We start from the raw sequence: 7,321 nt of genomic DNA on the forward strand, positions 1-7,321 counted from the left end.
GGACCGAGGTCCTGCCCCTGTCCCCGCCGAACGCGTCCGCAAGGCAACGGTCGATGCCGGCGTAGTCCTCCGGGCCGCGGATCGACTCGACGACGAAGCCCTCCGGCTCGACGGGTTCGGGGACGTCGCCGAGGTCGTAGCCCCACTCGAGGCCGGCGGCCTCGCCCTGAACGAACCCGTGGCGGCCGATCACCTCGTGCACCCACGCCGCGTCATCCGACGGGAGCAGAACGACACGTTGCCCAGCCCGTCGATCGAGCAGGTCCTGAAGCGCCCAGTCGAGCAGGTTCGGGTCGTCGCGTGCGGTCAGAATGCAGTGGTCGTCACCACCCTCCTCGGCGAGGACCAGGGCGACGACCTCGCCGCCCCGCCGCACCACCGTGCCGTGCCGCCCGAAGAACCCCGGCTCGGCCCCGTCTCTGAGCGTGTTGCCGCCCCAGCGGAAGTCGATGAAGCGCCCCGCATCCCATCCCCATGTGTGCTGAGCGAACGGGTTGGCCGACCTGATGAACACGACCGCCTCGTCGAGGACGTCATCGGTGAGAGGTTCGGTGTCGAAGGTGTCGAACTCCCGGCCGCGTTGATCACTCATCCGCGAGAGTATGCACGGCCTCAGGGCACGGGTGAGGCGATCGTCAGTCGGCCGGGTCGGACGCCCGTGGAATCGTGACCGTGATCGTCGTGCCGACGCCGAGTCCGACATCACTGGCGGCGGTGATCGTGCCGCCGTGCGCCTCGACGAGTCCACGGCTGATCGTCAGACCGAGCCCGGATCCGCTGGACTCGGCACCCTTGTGGAAGCGGTCGAACACCGCCCCGAGTTGTCCGTCGGGGATCCCCGAGCCGTCGTCGGCGACCTCGATCACCACGGCAGGCCGGTCGTCGAGCTGTCCGTGAGCGACCTGGACATCGATGGTTCCGCCCTCCGGAACCGCCCGCAGAGCGTTCGCCACCAGATTGGCGACCACCTCGCCGACCCTGTGAGGGTCGACCTCGGCTTCGATCGCCGACGCATGCTCAACGGCCGACACCGAGAGCACCACCGCGCGACCGGCGGCCTCGGTCCGGAACCGCGCGACGACCCGGTCGACGAGCTCGACGACGTCCACCGTCTCGCGGTGGAGCCGGAGGACGCCGGCCTCGGTCGTGCTGAGGGTCTTCAGATCCTCGAGCAGGCGTTCCATCGCCGCCACATCGCCGAGCAACCGCCGGATCTCGTCGTCGTCGACCTCCCGCACCCCGTCGGCGATCGCCTCCAGCTCGCCGCGCATGATCGTGAGCGGCGTACGCAGCTCGTGGCCGACGTCGGCCAGCAGGCGCCGACGGAGGTCGTCCGACCGCTCCAACCGTTCCGCCATCCGGTTGAAGGCCTCGGTCGCAGGCCGGAACGGCGCCGACCGGCTCGGCGCCATCCGGACCGAGTAGTCGCCCTCGGACAGGCGTCCGGTCGAGCTGACCAGGTCGTTCACCGAGCGGAACGTGCGAGCGGCGAACCGGAGCAGCAGCGCGCCGGCGATCAACAACACCGCGATGATCGCGGCGGCGACGGCTGCACCCGTCCAGCCGGCGAAGCCGGCCGCGATCACGACGCCGATCACGATCGGCAGGGCGAAGAACAGCGCGAGCAGCGCGAACAGCCGCCGGGCGAAGCCCCTCGCGCCGGGCCATCCCGGCCCGCCGCCCGGGCCCGACCATGCCGGAGGACCGAAGCTGCCGCCGGGCCCCGCACCGGACTGACCGCCCATCGGCGACCTAGGCATCGGTGAACTTGTAGCCCACGCCGTGGACCGTGAGGACGTACTGCGGTTCGCGCGGCCGCGAGCCGAACTTGCGCCGGATGTTCTTCACGTGCGCGTCGATCGCTCGCTCGTAGGACTCGAAGCTCACGCCGTGGAGCGCGTCGAGCAGCTGGCCACGGGTGAACACGCGACCGGGTTGGGCGATCAAGGTGGCCACCAGCTGGAACTCGCTCGGCGTCAGCTCGACCTCGTCGCCCTTGACGACGACGCGCATCTTCGGGACGTCGACGGTGACGTCGCCGACCCGGTGGACGTCGTCGGCGCCCGACGACTCGACTCGCCGGAGCAACGCCCGCACCCGCGCGACGAGCTCCTTCGGTCCGAACGGCTTCACGACGTAGTCGTCGGCGCCGAGCTCCAGCCCGACGACGCGGTCGGTCTCGTCGGTGCGGGCGCTGAGGATCACGATCGGCACGTCAGAGCTCGCCCGGATCCTGCGGATCACGTCCAAGCCGTCGACGCCCGGCAACCCGAGGTCGAGCACGATCAGGTCCGGGCGGTGCCGGCTGAACGCCTCGATTGCCCCCGGCCCGTCGGCGGCCTCGACGACGCGGAACCCGGCCTGGTCCAGGTAGTCACGGACCAGGCCGGAGATCCGCGGCTCGTCGTCCACCACGAGAACGGTCGTCACAGCCGATTCCTCACAGGTCCGAATCCTCACAGGTCCGGGAAGAGGCTGTCGACCTCCTCCTTCGCCCGCCGCTCGGCCTCGGCGCGTTCGCGCTCTTCCCGCGTCGGCTCCCTCGGCGGTGCCCACGGACCGCCCCGGCGTCGGCCGCCCCACGGCGCGCCACCCCGGGCGAACCGGAAGAAGATCCCGAACAGGAACATGAAGAAGAACAGCTTCAACGGGAGGAACAGCAGGAACCCGAGCGCGGCGCCGGCGGGTCCCATGACGGCGAAGCCGACGATGGCGAGCAGGACGACGAACAGGAAGAACAACGGGAAGCCGAAGGGGCCGCGACCCCGACCGAAACCGAACATGAGAGGTACTCCTTTGATCTGGCCGATCGTTGTTTGATCGACGGAACTCATGGTCCACGCCAGATGTGGAGTAGTTGTGAACGACGGTCGGATCCTTCTGGACGGCTCGAGGCTTCATACGTGGGCTCTGTCGAGTCCGACGGCCAGCCGGACGCGACGGGGCCGGGCGCTCACGAGGAACGCCCGGCCCGCTGCGGACCGGTTCAGGCGGGCACCAGCTCGAGGTCCCCGTCGATCCCGACCTCGATGTCCGGCTCGGCGTCGAGGTCGACGTCGTCGGCGGTGTCGCGATCACGCCGGAGCAGCGCCACCGCGCCCAACCCGGCGAGCGCCGCCGTGACAGCGGCGACCGTCATCGCCGTGCCCCAACCGCTCAGGAAGGCGGTCCGGGCGGCCTCGGCGATCGGCGCACCATCGGGGCCGAGCTCGGCGCTGACGGCGAGCGCCTGCCCGATGCCCTCGCCGACCGGCTCGGCGAGCTCCTCCGGGAGCGTCGCCGTCGTGGGCTCGATCGAGCCGGCGTAGCCCGCCGAGAGCACCGATCCGATGAGGGCGACGCCGACGGCCGAGCCGAACTCGCGAACGGTGTCGTTGAGGGCGGAGGCCACGCCCTGCTTGTCCTCGGGCATCGACTCGGTGATCGCCGTCGTCGAGGGGCTCATCGCCAGCCCGACCCCGAGACCGATCGCGATCAGCCCGGGCAGGATCGCCAGGTAGGACGGGTCGCCGTCGGCCAGGCCGAGCAGCACGAAGCCGGCGATCAGCGCCGCGGTGCCGACACCGAGGATGCGGCCGTAGCCGAACCTGGCGGCCAGGCGGGGCGCCTGGGGCGAGAGCCCCATCATCACGATCGCCATCGGCAGCAGGCCGGCGGCGGCACGCAGCGCCGACATGCCGAGGACCAGCTGCAGGTACTGGATGACCACGAGGAACACGCCGAAGATCAGCGCGAACATGACCGTCAGCGACATCGAACCGGCGGCCAGGCGGCGATTCGAGAAGATCCGCATGTCGAGCAGCGGATGCTCTCGACGCAGCGACCAGAGCACGAAGGCGACGAGACCGAGCGCACCGGCGACGAGGCCGGCCACCGTGATGGGCGCCGTCCAGCCGACCTCCGGCCCCTCGTGGATGCCGAGCACGAGACCACCGACGCCGATCGCCGACAGCACGCCACCGACGACGTCGATGCGGTGGGTCTCGCTGGAGCGCGTGTTGGGCACGATCGCCAGCGTGAGGGCGATGCCGACCACAGCGGTGGCGGCCGGCAGCACGAACAACAACTGCCACGAGACGAAGTCGATGAGGAACGCCGAAGCGAACAGGCCGAGGATGCCACCGGCCCCGGCGAAGCCCGACCAGACGCCCACGGCCCGGCCGCGCTCCTCGGGCGGGAACACCGAGGTCAGCGTCGAGAGCGTGGCGGGCATGATCATCGCAGCGCCCACGCCGGCGATGACCCGGTAGACGATCATCTGCCCGGCCGACCCGGCGGTCATGGCCAGCAGGTTGGCGACGCCGAACACGGCGAGGCCGGCGACCAGGATGGTGCGGCGTCCGATCCGGTCGCCGATCTCACCGACCGGGAGCAGCAACGCCGCCATCGTGAGCGTGTACGCGTTGACGATCCAGAGCAGGGCCGAGCCCGACGCGTCGAGTGCGACCGAGAGCTCGCCGAGGGCGACGTTGAGCCCCGAGACCGAGGCGACCACGCCGACGAGCGCCAGGCTCATCGCGGCGAGGATGCCCTGGCGGCGACGCGGCGAGACGTCGCTCGCTGCGCCGCTGGACTCGACGGGTGGAGTCGAGAGTGTGTCCGTCATGATCCGGTCCTTTCGAGAAGAGATTTCGAGAAGTGAGATTTTCGGTAAGCGAGGCTTCAGTATGAAACGATCATTTCCGAAAGTCAACATTCTCGTGTAAGATTCTCGACATGACATCGGACACGTCCGCCCTCGAGACGGCGCCGACGACGAGGACGACGCGCCAAGCGCGGGAGGCCTCGACGGCAGCGGGAGCCGCTTCGACCCGCGGTCGACCACGTTCCGCCGACACCACCGAGGCGATCCTCGAGGCCACCCACGAGCTCCTCAAGGAGCACGGCTATGACCATCTGCGCATGCAGGACGTCGCCGACCGCGCCGGCAGCGGCCTCGCCACCATCTACCGCCGATGGGGCACCAAGCCAGAGCTCGTCGCAGCAGCGATCCAGCACTCGCCGCTCGACGCGCCCGAACCGACCGGCGATGCCGAGGCCGACCTGCGGGCGATGGTCGCGTCGATGGTGGCGAAGTGCGGGGAGGACGGCGAGTACCTCATGAGCTTCCTGCAGGCCACCCGCGACCACGCTCCGATCGGCGAGGTGGTGCGGAGCGAGATCATGGGCCCCATGCGCGAACGCCTCCGGGAACTGATGACCGCCGTCGCCGGCCACGAGCCCGCGTCGGTCGAGTTCGTCATCGACGCCGTCTTCGGTGCGGTCATCATCCGCACCGCCATGCTCGGGCAGGAGATCGACCCCGACACCTACGGCGACGAGGTCATCGAACTGCTCCGATCGCTTCGCTCCTGACCGAGGTCGTCGTCGACCGCGGCATCTGCCGCCGGGGCATCGCTGCGGCGGACGTGTCGCTGTGACACCGATTGCGTCGATGCGTTCGCGCTCAGGCTCGAATCAGGCCGGACGGATCTCGGCTCGCGCCGTCAGGTGCCACCCCAGTCCATGTTGGACTGGTGCAGGGCCCACGCTTCGGCGATGCGGCCGCCCTCCACTCGGTACTGGGCGAGCCAGGCAAGGTCGAGCGGCGTCATCGTGGCGAGGCTGACGGCGCGGACCGTCGCCCGCAACCAAACCATCGGCCCGTCGACGGTCAGTGCGTCGAACGTCACCTCCTCGGTGCGGATCGCACAGAGGGCATCGCCGATGTGCTCCTTGAGCTCGCCGACGGTGTAGGTGTTCGTCCCGTGCGACGTGTGGCGGATCGACGGGTCGGTGGCGAGCTCGTCGAGGGCGTCGAGGTCGCGATCGAGCCAGACCCGGTCCCAGTACGACCGCACCACGGCCGCTGGATCGTCGACCGGGTCGCTGGTCGCAGGATCGTGGCTCGTCGGGTCGCTGGTCGCAGGATCGTTGGACATGGACGTTTCCCTTCGGTTCACATTCTGGCGGCCGGGCGCGGGGCGCGTCGCACCCTGATGACGACCGACACGATGGAGACCACGGTGACGAGGGCACCCATCGCGACGAGCGTCTCGCGCAGCCCGACCGCGTCGGCGATCAGCCCGAACGGCAGCGCGGCGAGGCCGAAGCCCGAGAAGCCGAGCATCAGCAGGCTCTGGATCCGGCCGTGGTACTCGACCGGCGTCCTCGTCAGCACGAGCGAGTTGTTCAACGACTGGAACGACGCCGACGTGGCCCCGACGACGACCGACACGAGCAGCGCCACGGCGAACACCGGCGACAACCCGAACAGCAACAGCGTGACGCCGAACCCGATCGCGGCGCCGCTCTGGAATCGCTCCACCCGCGTCGCAGCCACGTCGGCGAGGGCGAGCGACGTGGCGAGCGCGCCGACCGCCCCCGCCGTCGTGAGGAGTCCGTACCCGGCGGCGCCGGCGTCGAAGATGTCCTCGGCCATCACCGGCAGGAAGGCGATGTACGGGAACCCGATCAGCACCACCAGGTACGAGAGCACCAGCAGGTGGGCGGTCGACGGGTTGGCCCGCACGTAGCGCACGCCGTCGAGCAGGTCGGCCATCGGCGAGCGGGACGGCTGCCGGATCGGACGTCCCTCGGGCAGCCCGATCGTCGACACGAACCCGCCCACGGCGCAGGCGGCAGCGATGTAATAGACGCCGCCGACCCCGACCGTCCGCACCCCGATCAGCACGCCGGCGAGCGCCGGCCCGACGACTCGCGTCAGCTGCAGCGTCGACTGCGAGAGCAGGATGCCGTTGGTGAGGCGGTCGCGGTCGACGGCCTCGGCGATGAAGGCAAGGCGAGCCGGGCCGAGCATCGAGATCACCGCACCCTGCACGACGCTCGCCACGATCAGCATCCAGTAGGCGATCACGTCGGTCACCGCCGCCGTCGCCAGCAGCAGCGAGACGAGCGCCTGCAGGCCCGCAGTCACCAGCAGCACCCGCCGCTTCGGGAACCGGTCGGCCAGCACGCCGCCGAGCGGGATCATGAAGATGCTGGCGATGCCGAACGCGATCATCACGCCGCCGAGCGCCGTGTTGGTGCCGGTCAGGTCGAACGCCAGCCACCCGCGGGCGGTCGTGGCGATCATCATCGAGAGGAAGCTGAACGTCCCCCCGACGAGCAGCCGCCGGTAGACGGGCAATTGCAGCGACGCGAACCGACCGATCGCCTCGCCCTCGTCAGCATCGGTGGCGACGGTTGCCGTCATCGGGCAGCAGGCTACGACCCGAACGACGATCCCCCGCCGATCGGCGTCGTGAGCGCCGCACCTCGAGCCGCGTTTGCGACGGACCACCGGTCGCTGCAGGTGAGCGAGTCGGTCGCGGAGGTCGGG

The 7,321-nt window shown here is 70.1% G+C and carries 8 protein-coding genes; 1 reads left to right on the forward strand and 7 read right to left on the reverse strand.

Annotation, left to right across the window (positions count from 1 at the left end):
- From QNJ12_RS22980 to QNJ12_RS23000, 5 genes are all read right to left on the reverse strand, one after another.
- The coding region (locus QNJ12_RS22980) for a hypothetical protein (RefSeq protein ID WP_300626339.1) at positions 1–592 on the reverse strand (592 nt) is incomplete at its 3' end.
- Between the two features lie 43 nt (positions 593–635).
- Entirely contained in the window at positions 636–1,760 is a 1,125-nt protein-coding gene (locus QNJ12_RS22985; RefSeq protein ID WP_300626340.1) for an ATP-binding protein, read from the reverse strand.
- Positions 1,753–2,412, reverse strand: coding sequence for a response regulator transcription factor (locus QNJ12_RS22990; RefSeq protein ID WP_300626341.1), 660 nt, complete (start codon positions 2,410–2,412; stop codon positions 1,753–1,755). The genes QNJ12_RS22985 and QNJ12_RS22990 overlap by 8 nt, the downstream gene beginning before the upstream one ends.
- Positions 2,413–2,456: 44 nt before the next feature.
- A complete protein-coding gene (locus QNJ12_RS22995) occupies positions 2,457–2,783 on the reverse strand; it encodes a hypothetical protein (RefSeq protein WP_300626343.1) in 327 nt (108 codons plus the stop codon).
- Between the two features lie 203 nt (positions 2,784–2,986).
- The gene (locus QNJ12_RS23000) at positions 2,987–4,606 is read right to left on the reverse strand and encodes an MFS transporter (RefSeq protein WP_300626345.1); all 1,620 of its coding nucleotides are present in this window, start codon (positions 4,604–4,606) and stop codon (positions 2,987–2,989) included.
- Positions 4,607–4,716: 110 nt separating this feature from the next.
- On the opposite strand from QNJ12_RS23000, the gene QNJ12_RS23005 reads away from it, so the two are divergent.
- Positions 4,717–5,355, forward strand: coding sequence for a TetR/AcrR family transcriptional regulator (locus QNJ12_RS23005; RefSeq protein WP_300626347.1), 639 nt, complete (start codon positions 4,717–4,719; stop codon positions 5,353–5,355).
- Between the two features lie 131 nt (positions 5,356–5,486).
- Here QNJ12_RS23005 and QNJ12_RS23010 read toward each other — a convergent pair whose 3' ends face one another.
- Positions 5,487–5,921, reverse strand: coding sequence for a nuclear transport factor 2 family protein (locus QNJ12_RS23010; RefSeq protein WP_300626349.1), 435 nt, complete (start codon positions 5,919–5,921; stop codon positions 5,487–5,489).
- A 17-nt stretch (positions 5,922–5,938) separates the two neighbouring features.
- Positions 5,939–7,195: an MFS transporter gene (locus QNJ12_RS23015; protein ID WP_300626351.1), complete on the reverse strand. Its 1,257-nt coding sequence runs from the start codon at positions 7,193–7,195 to the stop codon at positions 5,939–5,941.
- Positions 7,196–7,321: the final 126 nt, after the last annotated feature.

Origin of the sequence: Ilumatobacter sp. (assembly GCF_030065885.1) — a bacterium.
Lineage (GTDB): Bacteria > Actinomycetota > Acidimicrobiia > Acidimicrobiales > Ilumatobacteraceae > Ilumatobacter.

Bases quoted from the DNA above. Each gene is read 5' to 3' on its own strand.
- QNJ12_RS23015 (WP_300626351.1), bottom strand. From the start codon at position 7,195: ATGACGGCAACCGTCGCCACCGATGCTGACGAGGGCGAGGCGATCGGT.
- QNJ12_RS23000 (WP_300626345.1), bottom strand. From the start codon at position 4,606: ATGACGGACACACTCTCGACTCCACCCGTCGAGTCCAGCGGCGCAGCG.
- QNJ12_RS23005 (WP_300626347.1), top strand. From the start codon at position 4,717: ATGACATCGGACACGTCCGCCCTCGAGACGGCGCCGACGACGAGGACG.
- QNJ12_RS23010 (WP_300626349.1), bottom strand. From the start codon at position 5,921: ATGTCCAACGATCCTGCGACCAGCGACCCGACGAGCCACGATCCTGCG.
- QNJ12_RS22995 (WP_300626343.1), bottom strand. From the start codon at position 2,783: ATGTTCGGTTTCGGTCGGGGTCGCGGCCCCTTCGGCTTCCCGTTGTTC.
- QNJ12_RS22985 (WP_300626340.1), bottom strand. From the start codon at position 1,760: ATGCCTAGGTCGCCGATGGGCGGTCAGTCCGGTGCGGGGCCCGGCGGC.